We start from the raw sequence: 25,786 nt of genomic DNA on the forward strand, positions 1-25,786 counted from the left end.
CCAGCCGGGCGCGCGACCTCGTTCATGCCGCCGGCGCCGCGTCGGCACCGGCGGCCAGGCTCAGCATGGCCTCGCCGACCTCCGCCCAGTCGCGCGGGATGGTGCGCAGGCGCTCGCTCCAGTCGGGCCACCAACCGTCGGCCAGGCGGCTGTGCAACTCGGCCAGCGCTCGCCCCAGCGAGGCGGCGTCGGCGACGTCGAAATACAGGGCCTGGTCGCCGCACTGCGCGCGCGCGTACGGCAAGTCGGGGCAGACCACCGGCAAGCCTATCCACATCGCCTCGACCAGCGGAAAACCGAAGCTTTCCGTCAAGGACATGAAAAGCAGCGCGTCGCAGGCGCCGTAGGCGGCGATGACCTGGTCCGGCTCGAGCCGGTCGACGCAGCGCAGCCAGGACAAGGCCGGGTTCGGGTGAAGGCTCTGCGGTATCGTCAGCACCACTTCGGCCACCGGCCACGACTGCCCTTCGGCGGCGCCGAGCTCGCCGAACAGGCCGTGGTTTTTGTGCGGATACCCGGCGGCCGGATAAAACAGGCGCAGGCCGGCCCCGCCGCCGTCGCGCGGCGCGCCGCGGCGCAACTGCGAGGCCAGCAGCCAGTCCGGCGCCGGCTGGGCGATCACGTGGACCCGGCCGAGGATCTGCGGATAGCTGTCGAGCAGCGCCGCCTTCATCGCCTCGGTCTGGACGATGAAGGCGGCGACGTATTGCATATTGCGCTTGAACAAGCACTTGGCGATATAGTATTTGAGCGCACCCAAGCTGTGCCCGGTGTCGGCGCCCTTGGTCAGCAAGGAGTTCTGGACGAACACCGTTTGCCGGGCGCGGCAGCGCAGCGGAATGTCGCCCAGCACCAGAAGCGGCGTTGCGCCGTCGAAGCCGGCGCCGAACAGCGTGCATTCCAGCACACGCGACAAGGCGTTCGGCAAATAGCGGCGGTACAGCGCCAGCCGCGTGCGCGGATCGGCGGCGATGTGCGCGGCCAGCGGGCCGCTGGCGGGCAGGTACAGCGTTTCGAGCCGGTAGCCGGGCAGGCTTTCCAGGCTCGGCAGCAGCGAGCGCAGCAATTGCGTCGCGCCCAGTCCGATAATGTTGGTCAGGTGCAGGCGCACCGGCTTGGGGGGCGTCGCGCGCGGCGGCGCGGCCTTAGTTGTCGTGTTCATACCAGGGGGAAGAGGGTTTGGTCGGGGCGGCGGCGCCCGGCGCCAGGCTAAGCACCTGGTACATATAGCGCCCGGCCACGCGCGGCTCGAGCGCGGCGCCGGCGGCGGCGGCGGCCGTGCGCATCGCGGCCAGCCGCTCGGGCGAATCGGCGCAGGCGCGCAAACAGTCGGCCAGTTGCGCCACCGACTCGCTGGCGAAGACCGCGCCGCAAGGCCAGCGCCGCAGCACGGCGGCGGCGCCGACGCGGTCGCTGCAAATGACCGGCACGCCGGCCAGCAGGGCTTCGTTGACGACCACGCCCCAGCCGTCGTAGCGGCTCGGCAGCACCAGCGCGTCGTAGCCGCCGATGACGGCCTGGGCGCAGCCGAACGGAATCTGGCCGCGGTAGGCCAGCGCCGCCTGGTCGAAGCCGAACGGCTCCGGCTGGCCCGGGCCGTAGGCGTCGAGCGTCACGCCGACGCCTTCGTCGCGCAACTGCTTGACGGCCGCGATCAAGACGTCGAGGCCTTTTCTTTCAATCAAGGTGCCAACGAACACCAGCCGCAGGCCGGGCGGGCGCGCCGCGGCCGGCGCCGGCAGCCCGGTGGCGGGGACGAAGTAGCCGAAGCGGAAAATCTTCTCGTTGGGTATGCCGATGCGGCGGTATTGCTCGACGGCCAGCGTGGAGATGGCGAACAGACCGCCGAGGCGGCGCGCCATCAACATGCCGTACAGCCGGTACAGGGCAGGGCGCAGTTGCGCCTTGAGCCAGTTCAGGCCGCGGCGCCGGTCGTCTTGGTAGCCGGCGGCGGTGGTCGAATACGGCTCGGAGATGAGGAACACCCGCAAGCCCATCGCCAGCGCCAGAAACAGCGCCAAGATCAGGCGCGGCTGCTCGAACGGGCTGCCAAACAGGTGCACGGCCTCGCCCCGCGCGCGCAGTTGCCGCACGATGTAGCGCAGCCAGCCGCGTTGCGGGATCAAGGTCGGCGCCAGCGCCGACGCGTGCCGGTTGACCCAGCCCTGTGCCTGCCGTTCGGCGTGTTCCTGCTTGGCCACGAACACCGCCAGCTCGCATTGGCCGGCGTCGCGCAGCGCCTCCAGCGTATACGACTGGTGGTCGGTCAGCACCGGGTGCCAGCAAACCACTTTCATCGCTTGCCCCCCGGACCGGCGGGAAACAGGAAGGCGTCGAGCATGGCACCGACCTTGGCCGGCGCACACACCGCCGAGACCGCCTCGGCGCCGCGTTGCGCCAGCGCGCCCGCGGCGCCGCGGTTGGCGACGATCCAGCGCAATTTCTCGATCAGCAGGCCGGCGTCGTCGCTCTCGAGGTAGACGGCGCCGTCGCCCAGCACTTTTTTGACGTCGCTGATATCGGTCGTCAGCACCAGCATGCCGTGGCTGGCGAATTCGATGACCTTCGACGGAAAGGTGGTGTGCGCCAGTTTGCCGCCGTTCGGCTTGAGCGCCAGGCCGACCTGGGTGCGCGCCAGCACCGCGCGGTACTCGGCGTCGCTGGTGCGGCCATGCACCAGCACGGCCGGGTGGCGCGGGTCTTGGCCGAGGGCGCGCAATTGCTCCAGACGGTCGCCCTTGCCGGTGACCTCGATGCGCAACGCGGCGGCCCACGCCGGCGCCTCCCGGCGCAGGCGTTCGACGGCGTCGATCAGCAACTGCGCGCCGGTGTCGTCGGCCACGGTGCCGCCGAACAGCGCGGTGAGCGCGGGCAACGTCCATTTTTCCGCGTCGGGCGCGATCTCCGTGGTGCCATAGCAGCAACGGGTGGGGCGCAACCTGGTGCTATCGGCCAGGGCTTCGCAGGCCAGCAGCGCGCCGCCCGGGCACAGCGAATCTATGGCCCAGCGCAACACCCGCGACTTGCACCCGGACAAGGACCATTGGCGCAGGTCGGTTTCGCCGTCCTCTAGGTCGAGCGCGGTGTTAAAGCCCAGCAAACGCGCCCCCAGCAGCGTCGGCAGATAGGCCGGCAGGCGGTTGTAGCACAGCGCCGTCTTGCGGCCCGGGCGGCGGCGCAGGCGCCACAGCAGCGGCACGCCGGCCAGCAGCGACAGCAGTTCGGACAGCAGCCGGGTGTGCAGAAACGGCAGGTAGATGACGGCGACGCCGTCGACCCTGGCCACCTTGGCGCCGAAATAGCGGCCGGAGCCGTCTTGCCTGCCGCGCCCTAGGCTGACGGCATACGCCCTGACGCCGGCCCGGCGCGCCGCCTTCAGCATCAGCAATACCTTGCGCGAGGCGGCCGGACTGTCGGTGGTAATGCCGCGTTCGATACGGGTCTGGTCGTCCAGCGCGTTACACACGAAAAAGAGGCTGCGCATCGGTTACGCCAGGCTTTTCTTGACGCGCGCCGGCACGCCGGCGGCCAGCACATTGGCCGGCACGTCGCGCGTCACTACCGAGCCGGCCGCGACCACCGCGCCGGCGCCAATGGTGACGCCGCCCAGTATCAGGCTGCCGGCGCCGATCCAGCAGCCGTCGCCGACCGTTATCGGCGCGGCCGTGCCGGCGCCGGCGCGGCGCGCGCCGTCCCCGACGACGTGGCCGCCGGTGATAAACGTCACCTGCGGGCCGATGTCGCAACGCGCCCCGAGCACGACGGCGGCGTCGAGGTGGGTGTGGACCTGCACGCCGGGGCTGAGCCAGGTGTCGGCGCCGATCGACAGCGTGCCGCGGCCGTAAATCCAGGCCCGGCCGCAAAAGCTGACGCCCTGCGCCAGTTGCACCCGCGCGACACGCAGCAGGAAGCGGCGCAGCCCGAACATGCGGGACGGCGGCAGCAGCGCCAATAATATATTCACTAGGTGACGTATCATGAATCAATCCAAATAAGCCGGTGGCGGGCGGACGCGCCGCCCGCCGTCAGCGGGCGGTCTTGCTGTACTTCCAGATCAGCACCGAGAAAATCGTCAGCAAAAACACGTTGGTGTCTGAAATGGCCGGCAATAACGGGATGTAAATAATATGGATGCAGGCGCACAGCACCAGCATAAACGAGGCAAAACTTCTTTCCCGCAGAAATATCCTCCAGGCGCAACTCGACAGCAATCCCAATAACAGCATCAACACGGCGCAACCGGCCAGGCCGAAATCGAGGATCAGGCTGCCGTACGAAGTGGCCCAGCCGACGTTAATCACGCCGGCGTTGGCCATCATTTTCGAGGTCGCCTCCATCGCCTGGACCACCGTGGTGTCGCCGAAGGAATCGAAGCGCCTGGCCACTAGCGGAAACGTCATCAAACCATGGTAAGCCGGCGGGTGCGGCTGGGCCAGGAAGACCGAAAACAGGTTAACCGGACTATTAAAATACACCACCCCTTCGACGATGCCGTCCTTGAAGGCCGGGCCGACGCTGTCGGCCACGGAATTGGCCAGCGGATCGAGGGAAAAATCGAACAGCAGTTCCAGCACCGCCGTCTTGCTCTCCGAAATCAAGCCGTCGTTGCGCTGGTGCGCGACGATGCCCATGTAAAGGATCATCAGCACCGGCAGCGCCGCCAGCGCCGCTTTGAATGCCAGCGACAACTTGACGCGGCTGCCAGTGACGATTCCCCTGTACAAAAAAGACAGGGATGAAATAATCAATATTTGAAACGCGGCCTGGCGGCCGGCCGACAGTATACCAAAATAAAACAGGCCGACGGCCGGAATCGCATAATACACCCGCCTGGCGAGGCTGAGACCGGACCAATTGACGATTAAATACGGGAGCGCATACAGCGCGCCCCAGCTTAGCAGCGAGCCGATTTGCGTCAAGGCGTTGACCTGGCGCGCGTGGAACGAATCGCGCATCTGGGAAAAATCCTCCAGGACGATACCCTGGAATAATTTAAAATCGATAATCGCCATCCCCACGCCAACCATCGCCACCAGCGCGACGCGCCCGGAGATGGCGGCATGCAACGCCGCATTGCCGGCGGGCGGCGCGGCGCGGCGCGCGCCGGCGCCCGCGTAATAATATTCGGCCAATTGGTAACCGGCGACAAACAATACATTATAGCCGAACAGCACATACCGGGCGAAGTCGTTTTCGTCGCCTATAAAATGATAGTTAATCAGTCCAATTGCACTGGGAATCATACAGGCGAGCCACGCCAGGCAATAAATCGCCAGCGGCGTTTTGATGGTTCTACCCGCCGCCAGCACGGCCAGCAACAGCAGGATCGACGGCGTCAACATGGCAATGGCGGTACTGCGGGACGGGCGCGCGGGTGGTCAATCGATATACTCATTTCAACGCATTCTCACTAGGCTCATAAAATTGAGCGTCTTCATTTTCATAAAAAATCCGGGCCTGGTACGCGTCGACAGGGCGTCGAAAAACACCGCGACAACGGCATGCGTGACAACGTTGGCGAGCGCGGCGCCGACCAGTCCGAAATGTGGGATTAACACCAGGTTCAAGGCTACGTTGATCAGCGCGCCGAGAAAGGTCCGATAGAATAACAGGCGCTGCAGATTCTCGGTGGTAAACCAATTGACGCTGGCGACGTTCAGGCAAACAAACACGCCCGACCATATGTGGATTTGCAATACCCGGCCGGCCTCGCGGAACACCTCGCCATATAAAAACACCACGACCCATTCGCACAGGAACATCACCGGCACGGTGACCACGATGGCCATCCATACCAAACCGGTATACAGCCTTTGCAGGCGCGTCAAATACAATGCCTCGCTGATTTTTTTCGCGCTGACAATCGCCGGAAATAGGGAGCTGGCAATAATGGCGGGAAAAGAATACCACACTTCACTCAGCCGGACGGCGGCGGTATACAAGCCCAGCTCACGCTCGCCGAGCAGGCTTTTTATCATGATCTGGTCGATGCGCATATACACCATGGTGACGAAGCTGCTGAATATCAAAGGCCAGCTGTCGCGCAACAGCGAGCGCGCCACCGCCGCGTCGAAGCAGCGGTAAAAACTGCCCAGCCCCCGCGACCGGTAGGCCAGGTATAGCGTCAGGCCGAGCATGGCCTGGTCGACCAGCGCGACCAGCACGAACCAAAACAGCTCGCTGCCGCTGAAAACAAAATACAGCTTCAGCAGCGAGGAAAACAATAGCTGGGTGATTTTGCACAGCGAGACGAATTTCGACAGGGTTTTGGACTGGAAATAAAAATCGACCACTTCGAACGCCTGGAACACGGCGCCGCTGCTGATAATGAAGATATACAGATTGATGGTGCGGCTGTTGCCCATTATTAGCTGGGCGACGCCGACCACGGCAAGCGTGAGGAAGGCCCCGGCCAGCTTCAACCAAAAGGCGGTGCCCAGATAGATGTCGCGCTTTTCGGGCGCGTCCACCAGGTCGCGCACGACAATGCCGTCCAGGCCCAGCTTGGCGACACCGGCGAAGATCGCCGTGAAGGTGACGGCGTAGGTGAAGATGCCGAACTGCGCCGGCCCCAGGTAACGCGCCACCCAGATGCCGACCAGCAGGCCGGCGACGATACGCAGGATCTGCTCGCAGAACATCCACGAGGTATTGTTCAAATAACGCCGGAAACCGGCGTGGGCAGCCATCCCCCGCAGCCGCTCAAGCCGCATCGCGCGCCGGCATGGAGATCTGCCACGCCGCCGGGGCGGCGGTGTCGACGACGCCGGTCCGGCCGGCGCCCAATGCAACTATTGTCATGTGTTTTTCTCTGAATCAGTATGCCAAGCGCAAACTGCCGGGCGGTGCGACGCGCGGGCCGCCCGGCAACGACGTTTAGTGCGCCGCGCCGCCTATCAAGGCCTCGAGCTCGGCCACCTTGGCGCGCAGCAGCGCCAGATCGGCCCGGGTCTCGACGTTCAGGCGCAGCAGCGGCTCGGTGTTGGAGCTGCGCACGTTCAGGCGCCACGCGGCGAATTCCATGCTCAGGCCGTCGGTGGTATCGACCAGCAGCGCCTCGCCCTCGTAGCGCTGGCGCACCGCCAGCAGCGCGGCGGCGGCGTCGGCGACGGTGTAGTTGATTTCGCCGCTGCACGGATAGGACTCGATGCGCTCGCCCACCAGGCGCGACAGCGGCAAGCCGCCCGCGCTGATCAGCTCCGCCACCAGCAGCCACGGGATCATGCCGCTGTCGCAATAGGCGAAATCGCGGAAATAGTGGTGCGCGCTCATCTCGCCGCCGTAAATCGCGTTCTCGGCGCGCATGCGCTCTTTGATGAAGGCGTGCCCGGTCTTGCTCTGGATCGGCACGCCGCCGGCGCGCCGGACGATGTCGACGGTATTCCAGGTCAGGCGCGGGTCGTGGATGACGCTGGCGCCGGGGTGTTTCGCCAGGAACGCCTGCGCCAGCAGGCCGACGATGTAGTAACCCTCGATGAAGTCGCCGTGTTCGTCGAACAGGAAGCAACGGTCGAAATCGCCGTCCCAGGCGATGCCCATGTCGGCGCCGTGCGCCTTGACCGCGTCGGCGGTGGCGGCGCGGTTCTCGGGCAGCAGCGGGTTGGGGATGCCGTTCGGGAAGCTGCCGTCCGGTTCGTGGTGCACCTTGATAAAGGTCAGCGGCGCGCCGCTGGCCTGCAGCGCGCGCTCAAGCGCGTCGACGACGTGGCCGGCGCTGCCGTTGCCGGCGTTGACGATCAATTTCAAGGGCCGCAGCTTGGGCGCGTCGATATAGGTTTGCAAATGCGCAACGAAAGGCGCCAGGATGGACTCGCTGCTCAGCGTGCCACGCGGCGCCGCCGCCGGGCCGAACTGGTTGGCCCGCGCCAACTCTTCGATCGCCTTCAAGCCGGTGTCGCCGCTGATCGGGCGCGCGCCGCGGCGCACCAGCTTCATGCCGTTGTAATCCATCGGATTGTGGCTGGCGGTGACTTCGATGCCGCCGTCGACGTCGAGGTGGAAGGCGGCGAAATACACTTCCTCGGTGCCGGTCATGCCGAGGTCGACGACGTCGACCCCGCCGTCCATCAGCCCATCGGCCAACGCGGCCTTCAGCGCCGCGCTGCTCAGGCGCACATCTCCGCCGACGGCAACCCGCTTGGCGCCCAGGTGCTGCGCGTAGGCGCGGCCGATGCGGTAGGCGATGTCCTCGTTGAGTTCATCGCCCAGGCGGCCGCGGATATCGTAGGCTTTAAAACATGTCAGTGCTGTCATCGTATCCATCCAAAGTTGTCTGCGCGGCGGTTGAACTCGCCGCCGAAATAGGTTGTCGCCGCGCCCGCCGGCCGCGCTGTCTAGCGGGCACCTCCCATACTTGGCCACGCCGCCACAGGCGCGGCCTCATCGGCATCGCAGGATGTTAAAAACATGGAAAGACGATGAAGCCAGCGGCGTCGCTTATGGGCTGGCTTGAATTGCAACTTGGCATTTTACATCAGCGCGCGGGGGCGGCGGCCGGGTGGCACGGTCGCCGTTACAACATTTACACAGGCCCGGTGCGTTAATGCTTGCGCAAACCGCCCAGCAAGGCCGCCACCTTTTGCTTCGGCTTAGCGACCGGCAAGGCGCTGCTGACCATCGGCGCGGCCGCCGCGGCCGGCTCGTACGGCTTGGAAAACCACGGATCGGCCTTCTCGCGCCGCGGTAGCGGACCGTTGCTGGATCGGCCGCGTTCGCGCTCGGGCGGACGCATCGACGAACGGATCTCGTCGCCGCTGGAGGCGGCTTGGCGCGGCGCGCGCGCCTCGGCGTCGAAGGCCGGACGCGGCGGACGCGCCTCGGTGGCGTCGAAGGGCGGACGCGGGCGGCGGCCCTCGCCACGTTCGGTACGTTCGCCGCGCTCGCCCCGTTCGGCGCCGGCGCGGATGGCCGTCGGCGTAAAGCCGGCCAGTTCGCCGCGCGTGATGGTTTGCTTGATCAGCTTTTCAATGTCGAGCAACAAGCGCTCGTCCTTGTCCGAGAAGATCGAAATGGCGTCGCCGGAGGCGCCGGCGCGGCCGGTGCGGCCGATCCGGTGCACATAGTCTTCGGCGTTGTAGGGCAGGTCGAAATTGATCACGCACGGCAGGTCGGTGATGTCGAGGCCGCGCGCGGCGACGTCGGTGGCCACCAGCACGTCGATCTCGCCTTTTTTAAACGCCTCCAGCGCCGCCATGCGTTCCTGTTGGGTCTTGTCGCCGTGGATCGCGGTGCATTTGACGCCCTCTTGTTCGAGGCTGCGCGCCAGGCGCGAGGCGCCGATCTTGGTGTTCGAGAAGATCAGGATTTGCTTGAGGTCGCGGCCGCGGATCAGATGGGCGACGACGTCGCGCTTGTGCTCGTCGGCGACCTTGTAGACCACCTGGGTGACCTTGTCGGCGGTCTGGTTGCTGCGCGCCACCTCGATCAACAGCGGATTGTTGAGGAAACTGCCGGCCAGCTTCTTGATCTCGCCCGAAAACGTCGCCGAGAACATCAGGTTCTGGCGCTGCTTCGGCAGCATGTTGATGATGCGCTGCAAGTCGGGCAGGAAGCCCATGTCGAGCATGCGGTCGGCCTCGTCCATGACGAGGATTTGCACCTGCGACAGGTTCAGCGTCTTTTGCTGCACGTGGTCGAGCAGGCGGCCGGGCGTGGCGATGACGATTTCAACGCCGGCGCGCAGCGCCGCCGTCTGCGGCGCCATGTCCATGCCGCCGAACACGACGGTCGAACGCAGCGGCGTGTGGCGGGCGTAGGCCTTGACGTTTTCGGCCACTTGCACCGCCAGCTCGCGGGTCGGCGTCAACACCAGCGCGCGCACCGGGTGGCGCGCCGGCGACATGCTGGAACTGGCGTGCGCCAGCAACAACTGGATGATCGGCAGCGAAAAGCCGGCCGTCTTGCCGGTGCCGGTTTGCGCGGCGCCCATCACGTCGCGCCCTTGCAGCACGATCGGGATCGCCTGCGCCTGGATCGGCGTCGGATGGACGTAACCCTGGTCGTTCAGCGCGCGTAGGATGTCCGGCGACAGGCCGAAGTCGGCAAAGCGCACGGCCGCTTCGGCGGCGGGGACGGATGCGGGGGCGGCAGGCGCGGCGGCGTCGACGGAGGGTGCAGCAGCCGGTGCGGCGGCCTCGACGGCGGGCACGGCTGCCGGTGCGGCGGCCTCGGCGGCGGCGCCGGTCGGGATACTGGGCAAGGTGGTGAACTCGGTTTCGGACATAGGTATCTGGTGTGCCCCCGAACTGCGGGAGGCCGTGCTTTCTTCAATAAACTACATTTTCTGGGCGCAGGCGGCGTTTCGCATGGCTTCGTTCGCTCGCCAAAGATCATACCTCGTACCGCGCCTCTTTGCTCCGAGGCCATCTGCGTTGCGCGTGCTGGGAGCGGTGGACGGGTGCGGGGCGGCGACAACGCGGACCAGCCGCCATGAAGATCAAGCCTGGCATAGCGCGCGCAGACGAGGATACAATATCAGTGCCCTAAACGATACCCTAAATTAGCGCAACTGTACACGGAAACCGCGTTTTCCATGGAAAATATGTTGCAATTGGGCAATAATAGAGCCGAGCGAACGCGCCGCCGCCGGCACCCGATAACGACGATTACCACGACAATGACCACCATGCACACCGCCACGCCCCCGCCCGAGCCGACGCCGCCGCCCGAGCCAGACCCGAACTCATGCTGCAACAGCGGCTGCAACTACTGCGTGCTGGATATGTACCAGGACGAGCTGGCGCAATACCGGCGCGCGCTGGCGGTGTGGCAGCTGCGCCGGGGCGCCGCCGCGGACGCCGCTTAAAACGCCTCCCATTCGTCCTTGCCGGCGGCGGGCGTGGCCGCGACCCGGCGCGGCGCGGCCGGCGCGGCGACCGCCGGGCGCGCCCGCGCGGCCAGCTTGCGCGCCGCGCGCGGCGGCGCCACCAGCGTCTGGTCCAGCTTGAACACGCCGACCACCTCGGCCAGCGTCCTGGCCTGGTCCTGCATCGATTCGGCCGCCGCGGCCGCCTGCTCGACCAGCGCGGCGTTTTGCTGGGTCACCTGGTCCATCTGGGCGATCGCCTGGTTGACCTGCTCGATGCCGGCGCTCTGCTCCTGGCTGGCGGCGGTGATCTCGCTCATGATGTCGGTGACGCGGGTGATGCTGGCGACGATCTCATCCATCGTACTGCCGGCCTGGTTGACCAGGCGCGAGCCGGCGCCGACCTTCTCGACCGAGTCGCCGATCAGCGTCTTGATGTCCTTGGCCGCCGCCGCCGAGCGCTGCGCCAGGTTGCGCACCTCCGAGGCGACCACGGCGAAGCCGCGGCCCTGCTCGCCGGCGCGGGCGGCCTCGACCGCCGCGTTCAACGCCAGGATATTGGTCTGGAAGGCTATGCCGTCGATGACGGCGATGATGTCGACGATTTTCTTCGACGATTCGTTGATCGAGGCCATCGTGCCGACCACCTCGCCGACCACCGTGCCGCCGCGCAGCGCGATGCCGGAAGCCGACGCCGCCAGCGTGTTGGCCTGGCGCGCGTTGTCGGCGTTCTGCCGCACCGTCGCGGTCAGTTGCTCCATCGACGAGGCGGTCTCCTCCAGCGAGCTGGCCTGTTGCTCGGTGCGCGACGACAAGTCCTGGTTGCCGGCGGCGATTTCGCTCGACGCGGTGGCTATCGTGTCGGTGCCGCTGCGCACCTGGCCGACCAGGCGCAGCAGGCTGGCGTTCATGTCCTTGAGCGCCTGCATCAGCTGGCCGGTCTCGTCGCTCGACGCCACCTGGATATCGGCCGTCAGGTCGCCGCCGGCCACCCGCCGCGCCAAGCCGACGGCGGCGTTCAAGGGCCGCGAGACGATGCGCGCGACCCACAACGCCAGCAGCATGCCGATCAGCACGCTACCCGCCAGCATGACAATGGCGCTCAGGCGCGCATTGCCGTAGGTGCGGTCGGCGGCCTCGCTGGCGGCGGCGCCGCCGTCGATATTCAAGGCTACCAGTTGATTGATTAGCGTCGACATCTGCGCCAGCATGGTCGAGGTGGGGCCGCTCAGCAGCGCGCGGGCCTCGTCCTTTTTCAACTGGCGCGACAAGTCGATCATCTTGTTGTGCTCGGGCAAATAGCTGTCGCTCAGCTTGACGAACTCGCCGTACAGCGCGCGCTCCTGCTGGCTACTGATCAGTTTGGCGTACTTGTCGCCGTCGAGCTTTAACTGCGCCAGGATCTCGGCCATGCGCTTTTCCGGCAGCGCCATGCCGGCCGCGTCCGGATAGAGCAGATGCGACAGTTCCCAACGGCGCAACTCGCCCAGGCCGGACTTGACCGTCAGCACCGCCTGCACGCTCGGCATCCATTTATCGGATAACTCGGCCGAGGCCGCATTGATGCGCGCCATCGACACGATGCCGGAGACGCCCAGCGCCACCGTCAATAGCAACACCGCGCCGAACGACCAGACCAGCTTGGTGGCAATTTTTAAGTCGTAAAACCATTTCATCGTGTTTCCTCGGTGGGCGTGGGTGGAAGTGGCGTGGGGCGAACGGTGATTCTCAATGAAAATATTCTAGCACCGCATTCCGGCCCGGCAGAAAATATATGCGCCGCCTTGCATGCCGTACGGCGCCGACGCGGGCGGCCGCTGGACGCGGGCGCTTATTTGATATAAGTTAATTTTTTCCCTTACCCAAAATGGATCCCCGATGCCCCAGCAACAGCAGGCACCCGACCCGGCGACGGTCGTGCAAGCCCAGCTCGACGCCTACAACGCCCACGACGTCGAGGCCCTGCTTGCCGTCTACGCAGACGACGTGCAACATTTCGATCATCCAGACACGCTGCTCGCCAGCGGCAGCGAGGCGATCCGGGCCCGCTTTACGGCCCGCTTCGCCAGCGGCAAGCCGCGCGCGGTGCTGCGGCACCGCATCGTCTGTGGCGACACCGTGATCGACCACGAAACCGTACATAGCAGCTCGGCCGACGGTCCCGTCAGCGTCGACCTGGTCGCCATCTACGAGGTGCGCGACGAGCGCATCGCCAGGGCCTGGTTCATGCTCGGCGCCCAGACACCGGCCGGCACGCGGTGAGCGGCGCACCGGCGTTGCGCTTGGCGCTGGCGGACGACGTGGCGCGCATGGAGGCGCTGATCGCCCGTTCCGGCATCGAACTGAGCGCGGGTTTCTACAGCGAACGCCAGGCAGCCGCCGTCACCCGGCACGTCTTCGGCGTCGACTCGCAACTGATCGCCGACCAGACTTATTTCCTGATCGAACAAGACGGCGCCCTGCTCGCCTGCGGCGGCTGGAGCAAACGGCGCACGCTGTTCGGCGGCGACCGCGCCAAATCCGGTGCCGATCCGCTGCTCGACCCGGCGCTGGAGGCGGCGCGCATCCGCGCCTTCTTCGTGGCGCCGGACATGGCGCGGCGCGGCCTGGGCCGGCAACTGCTGCGCCACTGCAGCGAACAAGCTCTGGCGGCGGGCTTCGACGCGCTGGAACTGGCCGCGACCATGCCGGGCGTACCGCTCTACCTGGCGGCCGGCTTCGACGTGGTTGAACGCTTCGAGCTGAGCCTGCCCGGCGACGTCAGCGTACCGCTGGCGCGCATGCGCAAACACATCGGTCCGCTCTGAGCGAACGCCGCTACGTTAGCGCCGCCGGCGCGCCGCTGTTGCGCTTCCGCATCAAGCGGCCTTATTGCTCTTGCGCAATACCCAGAGAACTCCTACCATCCCATGCAGCAGCGTGCCCGGCGACATCGACGGCGCCCCTTCCGCTTGGCGCGGAACCCTTCTCATGGAATAGTGAAATGAACATCAAAACAACTCTCTCGGTCCTGCTGGCGGGCGTATTCAGCGCCGGCCTGGTACAAGCGGAAACGGGCGTCACGGCCGAGCTGGGCAGCACTGGCGTAGGCGCGCACCTGAGCGTGCCGCTGCAGGCAAACCTGAACGTGCGCGTCGGCGCGAATTACCTGAACTACTCGTACAACGCCAATACCTCCGACGTCGACTACGACTTCAAGATGAAACTGCGCACCGTCGACGCCCTGCTCGACTTTTTCCCGATGAACAACGGCTTCCGCGTCAGCGCCGGATTGGTCTACAACGGCAACAAAATCGACGCGCACGGCAAACCCGCCGGCACCGGCACCTACACGATCAACGGCCACACCTACCTGGCGACGAGCGTCGGCACGCTCGACGGCAACGTCGACTTCCGCAAAAGCGCGCCCTATCTCGGCATCGGCTGGGGCAACGCCGCCGCGCCGGGCAAGGGCTGGGGCTTCTCCAGCGACTTCGGCGTGATGTTCCAAGGCTCGCCGTCGACTTCCCTGAAGAACAACCACTGCGTCGCCCCCACCCAGGTTTGCACCCAACTGGCGGCCGACATCGTCGCCGAAAACGCCAAACTGACGGACGAGGCCAGCGACTTCAAGCTGTACCCGGTAATCCGCTTCGGCGCCAGCTACCGCTTCTAGCACGTCCGCGCAAGTTAGCGCGCCGGCAGCGCTTGTACTTGCGCATAAAAATCACCCCTCCTCGACACCCAGCCAAGCAATGCGGCCATGACCGGCCTCGTCCAGGCGGGCCAGCAGCGCCGCGGCGGCCGCGTCGGAGAGACTGAAATCGAAGCGGACCTGCTCGCCATGCGCAACGTCCAGCAAAGTCGCCCCGGCAATCTCAAGCTCGCGCCGCATCAACCCTTCCAGCGCATACGGGAAGCCGCAGCGCAGCGTGCGCAACTTTACTATGGTGATTTTTTGCGCAAGCAAAAGCGCTTGCGCGACGCTGTCCGTATAGGCCCGCACCAAGCCGCCAGCGCCCAGTTTCACGCCGCCGTAATAACGCACCACCGTCGCCAGCACGCCGTCCAAGTCCTGATGGCGCAACACTTCGAACATCGGGCGGCCCGCCGTTCCGCCCGGCTCGCCATCGTCGACCGCCGCCGACTCTCCGCCGGCCAGCAAGGCCCAGCAGACATGCGCGGCGGCCGGGTGCTGCAGGCGCAATTGGGCGACGGCCTGTCGCGCCGCGGCGCGATCTGCGACAGGCTGGACGCAGCCGAGGAAACGGCTTTTTTTGATGAAAAGTTCACTGTGGGCGGCGACGGAAATTGTTTGGGGCATCGAGGAGAAAGATGGTATTCCGGCTGGATACTAAGCTCCCAGCGTGATATTTGGTTATATTTCAATGTTGAATATTTTACACTTCCAGGCGTTGCTTAATGCTATATTTCCAGCACGCGCCGGACGCCGCTTAAGCGTTCCATTCGACTGCGCCCGACGCGCCTTGTTTCAAATCGGCTTTTAAATTTCACTCTTAACTTTGAAAAGTGGGGACGCAATGATTTCAATTAAAAAAGCACTGTTTGTATTCTGCATGGCACTCGGCCTGTCAGGTTCCATCGCCAACGCGACCGCCGGCCTCTACACCCAAGCCCAGTGCGACGCCTTGGAAACAAAATGCCAGAACGGCGTGCCGCGGGCCTGCGAATTGCTGGCGCGCCACTGCCCTTGATCGTGCCGGGTTGAAGGGCTGGCGTGTTCGCCAGGCATCAAGAAAAAGCACGCATCGTTTTCGCGTGCTTTTTTTCTCGACACGCCTCGCTACCGCAGTATGGCGGTCCCGGTCGCGCTTGGCACCGTCAAGGCGGGCGCCGACCCGGGATCAACTCACTCATGACCAAGGCGGTGGCGTCGGCGGACGGCGGCTGCTCGGTCTGCCAATGGTGCCAATAAAGCGTGAGTTCGATGGCTTGCGAGGGGGCTAGCCCAAGTAGTTTGCCGGACAATCCTCCAGTGGGGACCATAGCTTAAACTGCTGTTTCACATCGTGGGTCCACTCTATACGTCCCTTGAGTAGGAGAGCAACTGCACCTTCCGCGTCTGGCTACCGCACACAACCCCGGTCTGCGTGCCGGGCTTTCTTCATTTCGCTGGCGCTGGATGGCGCCGCGCGGCTGCCCTGCTGGGCAAAAATGAAAGTGGGGGCACAGCAAAAAGAGGTTACGCGGAAAATCGCGTAACCTCTTGAATATACCGGATAAATTTGGTGGGCCTCCCGTGAGTCGAACACGGCACCAACGGATTATGAGTCCGACAAATATGCAATTCAGCAGTGTTGATCCGTGTTGAGAAATCATTGTAAATCCATTAAAATCAAGTACTTAATCGCAAACACCTCTGCCATTGCGTTGATGCATGTTGATTGCTATACTCCGAAAATGGTTACAAGTAGCTTACAAGTTCTGAGCAATCATTAAAGGTAGCAATATGGCAAAGGTCAAATTTACGGCTGGGCGTGTCGCCGACTTCACTTGCGAAATTGGGAAAAGCCAAGCATTCATGTGGAGTGCTGCAGCGACAGGACTTGGGCTTCGCGCGACGCCCCGCGGCGATAAGTCCTACTTTTTCCAGTCGAAGCTAAACGGGCGGTCAATGCGGATCACGATCGGCTCACCGGACACGTGGACAATTGATGCGGCCCAAGCCGAGGCCCGCCGCCTGCAAAGCATTATCGACAACGGCCAGGACCCTCGACAAATCAAGGCCGACGAGCTGGCGCAGGCACAAGACGCCCGCGCCGCCAGACAGGCGGCAATCGCCGCGACAGAGGCGGCCGCCACCGCCGCAGCCTTACGCGAGTCAACCACCTTCGGGCAAGTGTGGGCTGCGTACTTGGTTGACCGCAAGGCGCACTGGGGCGAACGCCACTATCAGGATCATGTGAAAAAAATTGGCGCCGGCGGCATTCCGGCCATCCGGGGAACACGCGGTCGCGGAGTTACGATTGCCGGCCCCCTGCACTACTTTGTCGACATGCCGATTAGCAGCATTGACTCCGAAGTCGTAGAAAAATGGGCGAAGCTGGAAAGCATGACCCGGCCGACATCAGCCAGGCTTGCGTGGCGGATGTTGAAGGTTTTTTTCCAGTGGTGTTATGAGAACAAGGCGTACGCCGGGCTGCTTCCGCAACTCAATCCGGGCAAGACCAAAAAAAGCCGTGAATCGCTGGGCAAGGCAAAAGCCAAACAAGACAACATTCAATCCGCCCAACTGCCCGGATGGTTCGATGCGGTGCGAAAACTAGGCAACCCGACTGTCGGCGCCTACCTGCAGACCCTGCTGTTGTCCGGCGCACGCCCCGGTGAAGTCCTGGGGATGCAATGGAGTGACATCAACTGGAAGTGGGAGTCGATTGTTATTCGAGACAAAATTGAAGGCACCCGCACGATACCGTTGACGCCGTTCGTGAGGCACCTGCTGGATGCGCTGCCAAGGCGCCCAGGCAACGAGTATGTCTTTTCCAGCGCGCAGGCGGGAGTGAAGATGATTGGCAAGCCTCACCTGGCCCATAAACTGGCCTGTGAAGCCGCCGGACTGCAGGGGCTGACTCTGCATGGGCTGCGCCGATCGTTTGCCAGCCTGGCAGAACAAACCGAAGCGCCCGGCGGCGTCGCAGCCCAAATTCAAGGGCACAAACCGCAGAGCGCGCGTGAAAAGAGCTATATCGTCCGCCCTTTGGATTTTCTGCGGAAATGGCACGTCAAGATCGAGGCCGACATGTTGGAGCAGGCCGGGGTTACGTTCACGCCAACCGCACCGAAATTGCATGCTGTAGCGTAAACACAGGTGTTCAGTCTTGGTCGTAGTTGGGGAAATAGCGCCGCGTGTTCTTGTTGCGCCCCGGGCGCTCGATGATCTTTCCCTGACGGATCAGCGCATCAATGACCCCTTTCCGGTCCTGCGGCTTGGCAGAGTTATACGCCCCGCACTTGTCGACCAGAATTCCGTCGGAAATTGCCTTGCCCTCATTTTTCACAAAGAACTCCGTGATTTTCTGGAGCACCTTGGCCTCCAGTTTGGCATGTCCGCTGTCAAACAGATTCTCCCGGATATCCGCAATGAACCTTTGCGTCGACTCATTAACGATATCCATCGCGTCGCTGAAACACTTTGCGCTGACCTCCTCGACCCATGGGTTCTCGGCCAAAGCGAGCGTCAACGCGACCCTTCCGGCATTTTCGACGACGCGGGACAACATGTTGCTTTCCAGTATATCGGCGGTGGCATTCCGGCGATTGACAATTTTGATCTGCTCGGCCCGGAACAAGGCAACGGCGCTGTCGGAGTAAGGGACATCGATCGGCTGGTAGTTGTTGCTTGATACGCCAATCAGATCCCCCTTTTCCGCGATAGCGGCAGCGTGCTGAGCGACGCGGGTGCGGATGGCGTCGAGCCATGCCACAACTCCGTTTGGAATTGGCGCACTGACCCAGTCGAGGTTCGGCATGGGGATCATATCCGGTGCGCGGAACACCATCAGGCGAGGCAAAAACCCGCTGCCGACTGCCGTGCTGTTGATGGCATCGAAGAGCGTCGTGGCGGTTGTAGCACCAAAAATCGAGGGGCATGGGCTGAAAATGTCTTCGCGCGGCTTGCCGCCGACCGGCGTTTGGTTGCCATATTCCTTGCCGCGGTAAGCCTTGCCTCCTTTGGTATAGAGCTCCATAAACACCGTGCCGATCAGCGCCTTGTAGCCGGCAGCCTTTTCGTCAAAGATGCTTTTCAGCACCTCTCCGATCTCGTCAATGACAAATACCCCAGCCGCATTCCGTTTCATTGCCGCCAGAACGCCGGCGTCGCTGGCCGGCACCCCCGCCAGCCGCATCGGATCGTAAGCGGTAACAATTTTGACGACGGAGTCGATCGCGTTTTCCTTGCCGCAGGCCGTCGGGCCTACCGCCACACAGTACAAATTCGTGTGCGCGCCACCAGCCCCGATGAAGTCCCGCGACAAGACGCTGCTGCATGCCGCCAGCGCGGCGCACAGCATGAACGCAGGTTGCACCGTCCGGCCGGTTATACGGCTCCAGCTCGCAAGTTCCGCCATCACTGGCGGCAAGCGCGCGCCCAGGTCGTCGCAGTCGCTATAGGTTGGCACAGCATGCTGGTTGCCTTCGACAACTTCAGTCGCCCTCCTCAAAACCTCCGCCTGCTGGACGACAATCAGCTCAGCATGCGCTGAATCGGCTGCCGTAGGGGCTGGCCCCTTGAGCTGATGCTGGGAGCCATCCATTCCCGAGCGAGCCACATCTAAGCGCGCGCCGGCATCCTTCTCCGCGCTGCGGTTCATGATGCCAGCGATATTCACGCCTTTCATGCCTGTCGGGTCAGCCAGCCTCTCCAGCGTCTTGATCGTGATTCCCCCCTCGGCCTTGATGTGCTTATCCCATTTATGACGCAATGCAGTGGCGTTATATTTTTCCGGGCATTTTTGGCTCCAACGGTCAGCCAAGGCGAACATCTGCTCCGACGCGCTGCGATTTTTCAAGGCCATCAGTACTTGGCACCAGATGGCATAATCATCAGCTGCGATCACATCCAAGTGCGCCTGGTACTCGGCAATTTCGGCCTCGCTCACATCGCCGGAAATCGACGAGGCGGCGGATGTGGGCACGGCCTCCTTCACACCAAATTGTTCTATTACCCACGCCGGCAAGTCAGCGATAGCCTGGCCGTCGGACGGGTCGCTGGATGCCTCCCATTCGTACCGCCGGCCGCTGCGGTGGAGGGAGCCGGGTCCGATCACATACCCGCCGATGCCCTTGAAATCGATCCCGGCATTGCCGAGCGTGCTACGGAATTTTTTGCCACAGTCGGTCAGGAAATACAAGTGCCGGCCACCTCCACCGGTTTGCACCTCGGCGGTTTCGGGCATCTTGCCATGGGCGGCGTCAAAGGCGTCCATCGCAGCATCTGCACCTCCCTTGTACGAATCAACGTCGACGACAACCAGCATTTTGTTCCCTCCTTTGATTTCGACGCCGGTCGCGATGCCATAGTTCATATCCGGCCAGCGATCGAACCATACGGAAATAGCCTTCACATCGGTAGTCGCGTCCCGGAAGGTGAGTCCGCCGCAGGGATGCTTGCCGATCGAATTATTCAGGTGCTCGAATCCGCAGGTGCAAACCCCGTCGCGCACACCGTGAACTGGGAATACCGGGATGCCGAGGCCAGCACATGTGATGGCGGCGGCGCGTGCAGGGTTGACGAAGGCAACCTGGCTTGATTCAGTCATCATGCCGGCGCTCATTTCCCGCTCCTGTCACCCATGACTTGGCGGATATCCGAGACGCACCAGGCAAGGCGCCCGTGCATACGGATTGGGCGGATCGGGCCATTTTCCAGGCAAGCCCAAGCACGCAGCGTTTGTGGCCTGCGGTTCATCCAGTATGCTGCGCAAGCGGTATCGACATGGCTGCGCGTTTCCGCATCGAGCGCGGGGAAAATCGGGCCTGCTGTCGCGCCCCGTTGAGTGTGTACAGAAATTAAGGTGGTGTTCATCCCACAATCCTTTATCGCATCGCTGCGTATTGAAAGGATTTGAGAATCAATTGCGGCACCTGGGCGGCCAGACCCTGCCGCATTTGCGCCGGTGGTTTCGCGCAGGGCTCCAGTAGGTTTCTTGCGGGCTTGCTTAATTTTTCGACACTCTGCGAGGGCACTTGAGCGGTATTTGAGCCGCATTAGGCACCCGCATTTAGGGCCGATGGAAAACCGCGCTAAGCAAATTTTTCAGACGCTTCTCGCCACTCGTCCTGCCAAACAGCGAGGAAGCGGTGATCCCGAAACGCGTTGTTCAGTTTGTGCAACGCCACACCATTTTGCTCATTCAAGCCCAAAGCCAACAAGACGGGATTCCACAGGGAGGGATGGCGCCCACCGCGCGATCCGGCCTGAACCCGGGCGCCTTCGTCGCCGTAGAGCCCGCAAGCGTCGCCGAGGCGCTTTTCCAGATTGATTTCAACAAGTCCCGCGAAAGCGGTCCGAGCTTGGTTCTTGGTAATACCCCGTATTGGCTGACACTTGGTCTCAATGGCCCGGGCAACTTTGGCAGCAGCAGATTGTTGCAAAATAAACAGCAATCCATCCATCGTCTCACGCGGCACTCGGCAATTATCCTCCGTGACGTGCACCGCCTCCAAGAACTCGGCAATGTCACACTCACCCATAAACTCACCGTCATCCCAATCGCTGTCGGGCCACGCCTCAAACCAAGTCTCGCGCGTGTGCCCCACCTTGGAAAGGATAGCCCTGCGGGCCTTAATTTCTTCGAACGTCAAGTATCCGGAATCGCCGGGTTCCAATGCTACCGCGCGGGTATAAGTCTCCCTGTGATTTCGCAAATCCTCCACGTGTGGAGCCAACAGCAATGCAAGACGACGTCCGACAAGCGGCCAGGCCAACCCGGCTTGCTCGCCCCATCCTTTCATGACGATCCGGGCAGCGCCAGGCACCACAGCCCGCAGAGGCAGCCTGTGTTCGATCACCGCGCCGAGAAGCTGGGGCCACGACCATGGTTCGCCGGTTTCCCGGAGCAGCAGATCAAGGGCCTCTTCAATTTTCAATATGACGGGGAGCTCCATTTCGCCTTCCAATAGTGGGCAGATATAATCCGGGTAGGGTTCTTGAGGACACGGCCGGCGGTCTCACTTGACGTCGCTGAAGACGCGCGCAAGAGATGAAAATTGAGCCGTCGCCGCCACTCGCTTGCCAAGCGGCGCCACTATAGCCGGCACGGAAAAGCTCCGTCAACTGTACAAAACAACACCTCGCCTTTCCAAGGCCGACCTGAACATCTGCGAACATCCGGCGAACATCCTGCAAAAAAAAGATGTTGAAATTCACCGGGAACCCCCATGGATGCTCAGTATCAGCCCAATGGAAGGCGAACATCTGCCTTTCGGCACTACGCCCATACTGTTTAAATTTTTTTGGCTTGGCCGTGAACACCGGTCCCTTTCACCACCTCGGAGAATGACCCGAAAAAGATACCTGGTGACTTGCTAATGCCTGGCGACGAGGGGTGCCAGGCAAGATGACAAGATGAGTCATTTTTGTAGTTATATATATAATAAATTATATATATTCACCTATAGAGACAGGACAGCACACTGGCGTGTTTCGTCTTGCCACAAGGCGGGTGCAATGTATAGGTTTGCCATCAAAAAAACCAACATCAACTCCATAAAATTTCGCGATGTGGAACAACGATGTATGGCCCCATCATGCCCTTACGCGCGCACGAGGAAATTTTTTATGCTGTACTAATAGGGCACCGAAGTGGCCTGTCGGCATTGCCATGGACTACGTACGGTACGTCCAGCTTGGCACCAACCGTCACGACCCGGACACGCTTGAACCGACTCAAGAGCCTAAACGCTGTGAGAGGTCAGCTAGTCGGCCCAATAACTAAACGGCGCTCCAATTCCTTGGCGTTACCGCCACAAGCGCATGGCAGGTCGTTTGGCGAGCCTGCGCAACGTCCGCTATTCGCCCCGTCAACAAATGGCGCTCACTTGCACTGCAGCTGCCCCATAGACCCGCAGCACAATGGGGCTGCCCCAATAGTCGGCGTGGGCTACTGATTAATAAAACTGCACCATCATGCCTGCGATTTCAAGCCGCCAGAGCCCAGCCACGGAATCTGCTAAATGCACAGTTTTCGTCCACATGGGAAGGCCCAACAACCTCCGCCATTTCGGGTCCAAAACGCTCAGTGCTTGCCTTGGCCGAGCATAAAAGCGAAGGTAGTTGCCCGTCCCGGCAAGTAGTGCACTCGGCCAATGCCCCCCTACTGTCGGAACAACTGTAATGGATGAGATCGCACACGATTACTACTGTATAAAAAACCAGAATAGAAATCACAAAAAAAACAACACAGAACCAAAAATATCAATGCCAAAATACAACTTTCGTTGTTTTCAGGACATATTCCTCTATATACCTGCCTAGATTTTCAAAAAATCAATGCATAAAAGGCAAAAAGACTTGAAAAAATAACTGAGTGAAAAAGTGTGGATTTGTAGAAAATTCGCACGATTAGCACTACAATTAGTGCCAGCTTGATGAATTTAACTAAATGTAGCCCCCCCCTTAAAAAGAATGGAACTTGGTAACCTACCTGAGCCAACCTTCAATAAGGGGTCTGAATGGATAGTTTCAGAGAAGACAAAACCACCCCCATTCAGCCAACCCATGTCAATAAAAATTTCAGGTATGTGCAATAAAGTTTCCTAAATTCAACTTAATAAGGTATTTTTATGACAACAAGAAAAATTGGCAGAGATGCCGGCAATGGGCAATTTATTCCCGTCAAGGAAGCACAGCAGAACAAAAAGGGGGCGGTAGTTGAAACTATTCGGACGACACCAAGCAAGCCCCCGAGTAAGCCAACCAAACGCTAGGGTTCCATGTGCGGGCCACCACGGCCCGCACATGCCGATGAAAAATACTTCACCCGTCAAAATAGAAAATGTCATATGAACAACGAAATTGAGTTGGATGCGGTACGAATGTCGATCTCGGGCATCGCGACCCTTTATCCACGCTCCGAACACATAGAGGTGGTGATGAGCGGGCATCGCTCGTGGACGGTCGAAAACGTCATAAAATTGTTGGCGGCGGGGCAAAAATTCTTTGTCCAAGACCGTTGCGGGGACAAGGCATATGTTGCGGCTGTGCATCAAGGCCTCCGGGGTCCGTCATATATAAGAACCTGCGCCGATGGAACCATGCATGATAATCTTCTGGCACTCCCTGGCGGCCCCTTTTATGGCGGTGCTAAAAATCGACTAGCGACCTTATCAAGAGGGATTTAGCCGGCTTGGCGGTAGCGCACGTTGCGGCACCAAAACGTGCCTCCCCTCCCCGAGCGGAGTGTTTTGCTCCTGATTCACCCCAAAAATCACCCCATCCACCTTCAAACCTGCATGAATCCTCGGTTTGCTGATACCTAACATAGGAATCGATTGCAAAAAGTCTCTTCTTGGAACGCTGGCCGTAGTCCATGCAGCGACGCGGTCGCCCAGCGACTAATCTGTCTTTGTACACATCGACGATAAATGCAGCCTGCGGCCGTCTACATCGATGCTAGGGCCGCTCGACGGCTCTCCCGACTGGCATGCAGCAACCACAGGCGCCAGCGCCTTGGCGAGGCTCTACGCAGCGCTCAATGGACATGATCAGCCATCATGACGACTTCACGTTTCCGGCACGTATACCCGCCCTTGGGATACGCCCAGATGCACAATCAAATCAATACCGTATCGCAAGTTTGAAATTTCACATGCCATTTTAACAATCCCCTCTATTGTCTGCCGGCTGTGGTTCGTGCCCAACCACCACCCAGACGAAAGCTGCGTTGCATGTTCGCGACACAAGTCTGCGCGACCCGGATACAGTTCGTCCCGGCCGTTGGCAAGGTAGCGCCGGGTACGGCCATGGGGCATCGCCGCAAAGCGCTCGGCAAAGGTGGCATCCCGCGCAGAGAGGTTTTCGAAAATCTTCGTGAGTACATCGATGGCATTGCGGGCGGGAAAAAACTGCCCTTCCAGTTCATAACCAAATCGATCAAGTAGCGGTTTCGACACATTCTGGCCGATGGCAGAGTGAGTGATAGAAGCTTGTGGCGCGGCAAGCAGTGGCTCTGGCGTATCGACGAAGGCTTGACGTGGTTTCAACCGTGGCGGGGCCGAGGCTGGAGCTGGAGCAGCCGGAAATAGTTTCTTCAGAAACTGCGCCACCATGTCTTGATCCGGTTTAAAGCCGCACAGTGTCTCCGTCCGATCAGCCACGATTTCCAGCAGCGCCCCATCCTCGTCCTCGATGAGCTTAGCCAGTGCAATAGGCAAAGAGACTTTCATCTGGCGCTCTCTGGCGACGTTGCGATAGTCGTCCCTGGCTGCCTGCATCGCTTCGCCGGAGGCTATGGCGGAATGATTTAAGTAGCGCTGGAGCCTGGCAGCACATTCACCAACGTCGCGCTCGACGATATCCAGTTTGTAGACTCGCCGCTCCCCGTATGCCCCCTGCTCCCCAGGCAAGAAAAAATTCCACTCGCGACCGTCGGTCAGAATCGCCAGTGGGATGCCATCGTGGAACGCGTACTCAAATAGCTGACGTTCGGCGCCATCGCTCTGACCAACTTGCTTCACTTCGATAAATGCAATTGGCTTGCCAGGCGGGTGGCATAGGGCAAAATCGACTCGTCGACCCGAAAGCGAATATTCCGGGCACACGACTTGGGTATCGTATGTCGGCCAGGACAGGGCCGCCAGCAGCCTGAGTACGACGCCTTGGGAAACAGAAGCCTCGTTTAAAAAGCGGCCTGCATGAATACCGGCCCGGACGGCGTCAATTTCCTGTTCAATTCCCATGGCGCGCTCAGTCCAATTTATGGAATTTACTATTCTACGCCGTGGCAAGCAGACTGCGCAGCCTGACGACAGCCCCCCCCCCGGGGGGGGGGGGGAGGGAAAAGGCACCCCGTCCAGTTAGGCCAGCTATCGGTCGGCCCCTCAAAAAAATTCCGCCAATAAATTTTGAATTTTTTTCGGCAGGTTTAACGGTTCGAATTACTTCGGACATGGGACGATATCGACTACCTCATCAACGTTGATCGGCACATGGAATACATCATCGCCCCCATTTTTTTAGTCTTGATCGCCAAGATTGTACTGCTCGGAAGCGCATTGCAACCTTTCCATCCAGCCCCTCCAGTCCAAGAAGAGAAAGAACAGGCAAACGCCACATGCCACTCACCAAGTCAAGCCGCGCAGGACGCGGCGGCCAAGCAGGATGCAAAAATCGTTGAAATATTTCAGCCACTGTGGCTGGCACTTGCCCGGATCGAATCAAAAGTGGACGTCATCTTGGCTAGGCTTGGGTAAACGTCCAGCCGTGCCACCCGCAATCGATCCGACTATTCAAAATCCATTCTGGCCAAGCATTTTCACTTC

Annotated in this window: 22 protein-coding genes; 8 read left to right on the forward strand and 14 right to left on the reverse strand. The window is 61.6% G+C overall.

Going from position 1 to position 25,786, the window contains the following annotated elements:
• Positions 1-22 precede the first annotated feature (22 nt).
• The 8 genes from JANGC3_RS0114200 to JANGC3_RS0114240 form a co-directional block, all read right to left on the reverse strand.
• Positions 23-1,162: a glycosyltransferase gene (locus tag JANGC3_RS0114200; RefSeq protein ID WP_017877154.1), complete on the reverse strand. Its 1,140-nt coding sequence runs from the start codon at positions 1,160-1,162 to the stop codon at positions 23-25.
• The gene (locus JANGC3_RS0114205) at positions 1,146-2,297 is read right to left on the reverse strand and encodes a glycosyltransferase family 4 protein (RefSeq protein ID WP_026132980.1); all 1,152 of its coding nucleotides are present in this window, start codon (positions 2,295-2,297) and stop codon (positions 1,146-1,148) included. The genes JANGC3_RS0114200 and JANGC3_RS0114205 overlap by 17 nt, the downstream gene beginning before the upstream one ends.
• Entirely contained in the window at positions 2,294-3,484 is a 1,191-nt protein-coding gene (locus tag JANGC3_RS0114210; RefSeq protein ID WP_017877155.1) for a glycosyltransferase, read from the reverse strand. Before JANGC3_RS0114210 ends, JANGC3_RS0114205 begins: the two co-directional genes overlap by 4 nt.
• Positions 3,485-3,487: 3 nt before the next feature.
• Positions 3,488-3,979, reverse strand: coding sequence for an acyltransferase (locus JANGC3_RS34125; RefSeq protein WP_026132981.1), 492 nt, complete (start codon positions 3,977-3,979; stop codon positions 3,488-3,490).
• Between the two features lie 46 nt (positions 3,980-4,025).
• Positions 4,026-5,342 carry a hypothetical protein gene (locus tag JANGC3_RS0114220; protein ID WP_017877157.1) on the reverse strand — a complete coding sequence of 439 codons (1,317 nt, stop codon included), beginning with the start codon at positions 5,340-5,342 and terminating at the stop codon, positions 4,026-4,028.
• 54 nt (positions 5,343-5,396) lie between these two features.
• On the reverse strand, positions 5,397-6,659 hold the full coding sequence (locus JANGC3_RS0114225; RefSeq protein ID WP_198292026.1) for a flippase: 1,263 nt from the start codon (positions 6,657-6,659) through the stop codon (positions 5,397-5,399).
• 217 nt (positions 6,660-6,876) lie between these two features.
• Positions 6,877-8,253 (reverse strand): phosphomannomutase/phosphoglucomutase, encoded by a 1,377-nt coding sequence (locus JANGC3_RS0114235; protein ID WP_017877159.1) that lies wholly within the window; start codon positions 8,251-8,253, stop codon positions 6,877-6,879.
• A 286-nt stretch (positions 8,254-8,539) separates the two neighbouring features.
• Entirely contained in the window at positions 8,540-10,222 is a 1,683-nt protein-coding gene (locus JANGC3_RS0114240; RefSeq protein ID WP_017877160.1) for a DEAD/DEAH box helicase, read from the reverse strand.
• Between the two features lie 393 nt (positions 10,223-10,615).
• On the opposite strand from JANGC3_RS0114240, the gene JANGC3_RS0114245 reads away from it, so the two are divergent.
• Entirely contained in the window at positions 10,616-10,804 is a 189-nt protein-coding gene (locus JANGC3_RS0114245; protein WP_017877161.1) for an oxidoreductase-like domain-containing protein, read from the forward strand.
• On the opposite strand, the gene JANGC3_RS0114250 is transcribed toward JANGC3_RS0114245, so the two are convergent.
• The gene (locus tag JANGC3_RS0114250) at positions 10,801-12,480 is read right to left on the reverse strand and encodes a methyl-accepting chemotaxis protein (protein WP_017877162.1); all 1,680 of its coding nucleotides are present in this window, start codon (positions 12,478-12,480) and stop codon (positions 10,801-10,803) included. The genes JANGC3_RS0114245 and JANGC3_RS0114250 overlap by 4 nt on opposite strands.
• Positions 12,481-12,721: 241 nt before the next feature.
• Here JANGC3_RS0114250 and JANGC3_RS0114255 point away from each other — a divergent pair, with 241 nt between their 5' ends.
• From JANGC3_RS0114255 to JANGC3_RS0114265, 3 genes are all read left to right on the forward strand, one after another.
• The gene (locus JANGC3_RS0114255; RefSeq protein WP_198292027.1) at positions 12,722-13,066 is read left to right on the forward strand and encodes a nuclear transport factor 2 family protein; all 345 of its coding nucleotides are present in this window, start codon (positions 12,722-12,724) and stop codon (positions 13,064-13,066) included.
• Entirely contained in the window at positions 13,063-13,611 is a 549-nt protein-coding gene (locus tag JANGC3_RS0114260) for a GNAT family N-acetyltransferase (protein WP_017877164.1), read from the forward strand. The genes JANGC3_RS0114255 and JANGC3_RS0114260 overlap by 4 nt, the downstream gene beginning before the upstream one ends.
• Positions 13,612-13,787: 176 nt before the next feature.
• The gene (locus JANGC3_RS0114265; RefSeq protein WP_017877165.1) at positions 13,788-14,459 is read left to right on the forward strand and encodes a hypothetical protein; all 672 of its coding nucleotides are present in this window, start codon (positions 13,788-13,790) and stop codon (positions 14,457-14,459) included.
• Between the two features lie 51 nt (positions 14,460-14,510).
• On the opposite strand, the gene JANGC3_RS0114270 is transcribed toward JANGC3_RS0114265, so the two are convergent.
• On the reverse strand, positions 14,511-15,107 hold the full coding sequence (locus tag JANGC3_RS0114270; RefSeq protein WP_017877166.1) for an IMPACT family protein: 597 nt from the start codon (positions 15,105-15,107) through the stop codon (positions 14,511-14,513).
• 217 nt (positions 15,108-15,324) lie between these two features.
• Between JANGC3_RS0114270 and JANGC3_RS32745 the strand changes: the two genes are divergently transcribed.
• The gene (locus JANGC3_RS32745; RefSeq protein ID WP_157406645.1) at positions 15,325-15,498 is read left to right on the forward strand and encodes a hypothetical protein; all 174 of its coding nucleotides are present in this window, start codon (positions 15,325-15,327) and stop codon (positions 15,496-15,498) included.
• A 755-nt stretch (positions 15,499-16,253) separates the two neighbouring features.
• Entirely contained in the window at positions 16,254-17,606 is a 1,353-nt protein-coding gene (locus tag JANGC3_RS0114280; protein ID WP_017877168.1) for a tyrosine-type recombinase/integrase, read from the forward strand.
• A 10-nt stretch (positions 17,607-17,616) separates the two neighbouring features.
• On the opposite strand, the gene JANGC3_RS30845 is transcribed toward JANGC3_RS0114280, so the two are convergent.
• From JANGC3_RS30845 to JANGC3_RS30850, 3 genes are all read right to left on the reverse strand, one after another.
• Positions 17,617-20,079 (reverse strand): bifunctional DNA primase/polymerase, encoded by a 2,463-nt coding sequence (locus JANGC3_RS30845; protein WP_081611867.1) that lies wholly within the window; start codon positions 20,077-20,079, stop codon positions 17,617-17,619.
• Positions 20,076-20,330 (reverse strand): hypothetical protein, encoded by a 255-nt coding sequence (locus tag JANGC3_RS31625; protein ID WP_081611868.1) that lies wholly within the window; start codon positions 20,328-20,330, stop codon positions 20,076-20,078. The genes JANGC3_RS30845 and JANGC3_RS31625 overlap by 4 nt, the downstream gene beginning before the upstream one ends.
• Before the next feature lie 218 nt (positions 20,331-20,548).
• Positions 20,549-21,412, reverse strand: a complete 864-nt coding sequence (locus tag JANGC3_RS30850; RefSeq protein ID WP_017877170.1) for a hypothetical protein — start codon at positions 21,410-21,412, stop codon at positions 20,549-20,551.
• 1,896 nt (positions 21,413-23,308) lie between these two features.
• Between JANGC3_RS30850 and JANGC3_RS31630 the strand changes: the two genes are divergently transcribed.
• Complete coding sequence (locus tag JANGC3_RS31630; RefSeq protein ID WP_157406647.1) at positions 23,309-23,647, forward strand: DUF3892 domain-containing protein; 339 nt, start codon at positions 23,309-23,311, stop codon at positions 23,645-23,647.
• 381 nt (positions 23,648-24,028) lie between these two features.
• Here JANGC3_RS31630 and JANGC3_RS0114295 read toward each other — a convergent pair whose 3' ends face one another.
• Positions 24,029-25,204, reverse strand: coding sequence for a type I restriction endonuclease (locus tag JANGC3_RS0114295; RefSeq protein ID WP_081611870.1), 1,176 nt, complete (start codon positions 25,202-25,204; stop codon positions 24,029-24,031).
• Between the two features lie 249 nt (positions 25,205-25,453).
• Here JANGC3_RS0114295 and JANGC3_RS0114300 point away from each other — a divergent pair, with 249 nt between their 5' ends.
• A complete protein-coding gene (locus JANGC3_RS0114300) occupies positions 25,454-25,717 on the forward strand; it encodes a hypothetical protein (protein ID WP_017877172.1) in 264 nt (87 codons plus the stop codon).
• Positions 25,718-25,786: the final 69 nt, after the last annotated feature.

It is taken from the genome of Janthinobacterium sp. CG3, assembly GCF_000344615.1.
GTDB lineage: Bacteria > Pseudomonadota > Gammaproteobacteria > Burkholderiales > Burkholderiaceae_D > Janthinobacterium.

Coding starts and splice junctions, on each gene's coding strand:
- JANGC3_RS0114295 (WP_081611870.1), bottom strand. CDS start 25,204: ATGGGAATTGAACAGGAAATTGACGCCGTCCGGGCCGGTATTCATGCA.
- JANGC3_RS30845 (WP_081611867.1), bottom strand. CDS start 20,079: ATGAGCGCCGGCATGATGACTGAATCAAGCCAGGTTGCCTTCGTCAAC.
- JANGC3_RS0114220 (WP_017877157.1), bottom strand. CDS start 5,342: ATGTTGACGCCGTCGATCCTGCTGTTGCTGGCCGTGCTGGCGGCGGGT.
- JANGC3_RS32745 (WP_157406645.1), top strand. CDS start 15,325: ATGATTTCAATTAAAAAAGCACTGTTTGTATTCTGCATGGCACTCGGC.
- JANGC3_RS0114240 (WP_017877160.1), bottom strand. CDS start 10,222: ATGTCCGAAACCGAGTTCACCACCTTGCCCAGTATCCCGACCGGCGCC.
- JANGC3_RS0114235 (WP_017877159.1), bottom strand. CDS start 8,253: ATGACAGCACTGACATGTTTTAAAGCCTACGATATCCGCGGCCGCCTG.
- JANGC3_RS0114280 (WP_017877168.1), top strand. CDS start 16,254: ATGGCAAAGGTCAAATTTACGGCTGGGCGTGTCGCCGACTTCACTTGC.
- JANGC3_RS0114200 (WP_017877154.1), bottom strand. CDS start 1,162: ATGAACACGACAACTAAGGCCGCGCCGCCGCGCGCGACGCCCCCCAAG.
- JANGC3_RS31625 (WP_081611868.1), bottom strand. CDS start 20,330: ATGAACACCACCTTAATTTCTGTACACACTCAACGGGGCGCGACAGCA.
- JANGC3_RS0114205 (WP_026132980.1), bottom strand. CDS start 2,297: ATGAAAGTGGTTTGCTGGCACCCGGTGCTGACCGACCACCAGTCGTAT.
- JANGC3_RS0114270 (WP_017877166.1), bottom strand. CDS start 15,107: ATGCCCCAAACAATTTCCGTCGCCGCCCACAGTGAACTTTTCATCAAA.
- JANGC3_RS31630 (WP_157406647.1), top strand. CDS start 23,309: ATGAACAACGAAATTGAGTTGGATGCGGTACGAATGTCGATCTCGGGC.
- JANGC3_RS0114210 (WP_017877155.1), bottom strand. CDS start 3,484: ATGCGCAGCCTCTTTTTCGTGTGTAACGCGCTGGACGACCAGACCCGT.
- JANGC3_RS30850 (WP_017877170.1), bottom strand. CDS start 21,412: ATGGAGCTCCCCGTCATATTGAAAATTGAAGAGGCCCTTGATCTGCTG.
- JANGC3_RS0114245 (WP_017877161.1), top strand. CDS start 10,616: ATGACCACCATGCACACCGCCACGCCCCCGCCCGAGCCGACGCCGCCG.
- JANGC3_RS0114300 (WP_017877172.1), top strand. CDS start 25,454: ATGGAATACATCATCGCCCCCATTTTTTTAGTCTTGATCGCCAAGATT.
- JANGC3_RS34125 (WP_026132981.1), bottom strand. CDS start 3,979: ATGATACGTCACCTAGTGAATATATTATTGGCGCTGCTGCCGCCGTCC.
- JANGC3_RS0114265 (WP_017877165.1), top strand. CDS start 13,788: ATGAACATCAAAACAACTCTCTCGGTCCTGCTGGCGGGCGTATTCAGC.
- JANGC3_RS0114250 (WP_017877162.1), bottom strand. CDS start 12,480: ATGAAATGGTTTTACGACTTAAAAATTGCCACCAAGCTGGTCTGGTCG.